This window comes from Streptomyces sp. NTH33, from assembly GCF_003236365.1.
Classification (GTDB): domain Bacteria; phylum Actinomycetota; class Actinomycetes; order Streptomycetales; family Streptomycetaceae; genus Streptomyces.
In genome coordinates this window covers 1-2,106 of the sequence record NZ_POTZ01000754.1, presented here as the reverse complement: position 1 = coordinate 2,106, position 2,106 = coordinate 1, and the positions used below count along the sequence as shown (strand labels likewise).

At 73.0% G+C, this 2,106-nt stretch carries 2 protein-coding genes; one reads left to right on the top strand and one right to left on the bottom strand.

The genetic code is table 11. The annotated features are described in order from the left end of the window. The first annotated feature begins 210 nt into the window (after positions 1-210). Positions 211-1,527 (top strand): MFS transporter, encoded by a 1,317-nt coding sequence (locus tag C1I97_RS35855; RefSeq protein ID WP_111007108.1) that lies wholly within the window; start codon positions 211-213, stop codon positions 1,525-1,527. A 3-nt stretch (positions 1,528-1,530) separates the two neighbouring features. On the opposite strand, the gene C1I97_RS35850 is transcribed toward C1I97_RS35855, so the two are convergent. After that, positions 1,531-1,983: a cyclic nucleotide-binding domain-containing protein gene (locus C1I97_RS35850; RefSeq protein WP_111007107.1), complete on the bottom strand. Its 453-nt coding sequence runs from the start codon at positions 1,981-1,983 to the stop codon at positions 1,531-1,533. Between the last annotated feature and the right edge of the window lie 123 nt (positions 1,984-2,106).

The following is a 2,106-nucleotide window of genomic DNA, read 5'->3' as shown; positions in this document are numbered from 1 at the left end:
CCCCCGCATCGCCGAGGCGGCGCCCCTGCTCGCCACCCGCATGGTCACCAGCGCCTACCCGACCGCCCTGGACATGCTGCTGGACAGCGCGGCGGCCCGGCTGGAGCGCCTGCGCGCCGATCAGGACGGAACCGGGAGGCCCGAGGGCACAAGCCGGTGCTGAGACACTGAACCCCCCGCCGATAGATGTACTGACCAACCAGGAAACCCGTGGACACCAGCGAGAGCACCGACAGCAGCACCCCGACCCCCACTGACGGCACCGACGCGCCGGAGCCTTCCAGAGCCGGCCGGCGCGGCCGGCGCCGCTGGGCCATGGACACCCGCCCGCTGCGCCGCCCCGCCTTCCGCCGGCTGTGGTCCTCGACCATCGTCACCGCGGTCGGCAGCCAGCTCACCGCCGTCGCCGTGCCCAAGCAGATCTACGACATCACGGGCTCCTCCGCCTGGGTCGGCTACGCCAGCCTCGCCGGTCTGCTGCCGATGGTGGTGTTCGCGCTGTGGGGCGGCGCGGTCGCCGACACCATGGACCGCCGCAGACTGCTGCTGATCACCAACAGCGGCATCGCCGTCACCTCGCTGCTGTTCTGGCTGCAGGCCGCCGCCCGGCTCGACTCCGTCGTGGTGCTGATGGTGCTGCTCGCCGTGCAGCAGGCCTTCTTCGGGCTGAACTCCCCGGCCCGCAACGCCTCCATCGCCCGGCTGGTCCCGGCCGAGGAGCTGCCCGCCGCCAACGCCCTCGGCTCGACCGTCATGCAGACCGGCCTGGTCGCCGGACCGCTGCTGGCCGCTGCCCTCATCCCCGTCATCGGGCTGCCCGAGCTGTACCTCATCGACGCCGTGGCCCTGTGCGCCACCGTGTGGGCGGTGCTGCGCCTGCCGCCGCTGCCGCCCCTGACGGACTCGGCCGGGCGCCGCGCGGGGCTGCGGGAGATAGCCGCCGGGTTCCGCTACATCTCCGGGCACAAGGTGCTGCTGCTGTCCTTCCTCGCCGACATCATCGCCATGGTCTGCGGCATGCCCCGCGCCCTGTTCCCGCAGCTCGCCGCCGAGACGTACGCCTCCTACGGCGAGGAGGTGGCGCTCGGCCTGCTGTTCGCGGCCATCCCCGTCGGCGCGGTGATCGGTGGATTGTTCTCCGGCACCTTCTCCCGGGCGCGCCGGCACGGCTGGATGGTGATCGGCGCGGTCACCGCCTGGGGCGTGGCCGTCGCCGGCTTCGGGCTGAGCAGCAGCCTGTGGGTCGCGGTGGCGTTCCTCGCAGCCGCCGGCATCGCCGACATGGTCTCCATGGTCTTCCGCGGCGCCATCCTGCTGTCCGCCGCCACCGACGACATGCGCGGCCGGATGCAGGGCGTCTTCACGGTCGTCGTCGCGGGCGGCCCGCGCCTGGCCGACGTGCTGCACGGCACGGCCGGCTCGGCCTTCGGCCCCCGCGCGGCCGTCGCCGGCGGCGGCCTGCTGGTCGTCGCCCTGACACTGCTCCTGGCGGCGGCCGTACCGGCCCTGCGCCGCTACCGCGTCTGACCCCTACCGGGAGCGCCGGGACATCTCGTACTGCTCCAGCAGCTTGCCCCGGGTCATTTCCAGCCGGTGGGCGAGGACCTCGGCGACGGTGCGCACCAGTGACAGCCCGAGCAGCGGATCCTCCACGCACAGGGCGAGCACCGCCGAGGCGTCGAACTCGTAGGCGCGCACCGGGCTGAACGCCTCCGCGCCGAAGTCCCACTGGTACGGCGGGAACAGCCAGGACCAGCCGAGCAGGTCGCCCGCGCCCAGGCCCGCCACCTTCACCCGGCGCGTGGGCGTCACCTGCTGGTACAGGTGCACGTCGCCGGAGCGGATGACCCAGAAGCGGTCGGCCGTGCCGCCCGCCTCGAAGATCCTGGCGTCCTCGGGGAAGGAGACCTCCCGCGCGAGCTCCATCAGGCGTTCGCGCTGCTTCTGGGGGAGGGCGCTCAGCAGTTTTATCGCTTTGGTCATGGCCCGAAGCTCCTCGCCGGCGATTGGTTCCGCGCATGTGCCTCATGCCCATTTCAGCGGCTGCGGGCGCCCCGGGCACCTCGGCGGAGACGACTTCCTCCCACCTTCCTCCCCTCCCTCCCC

What these genes read in the sequence shown, in the direction of transcription:
- C1I97_RS35850 (WP_111007107.1), bottom strand. Translation starts at nt 1,983, where the DNA reads ATGACCAAAGCGATAAAACTGCTGAGCGCCCTCCCCCAGAAGCAGCGC.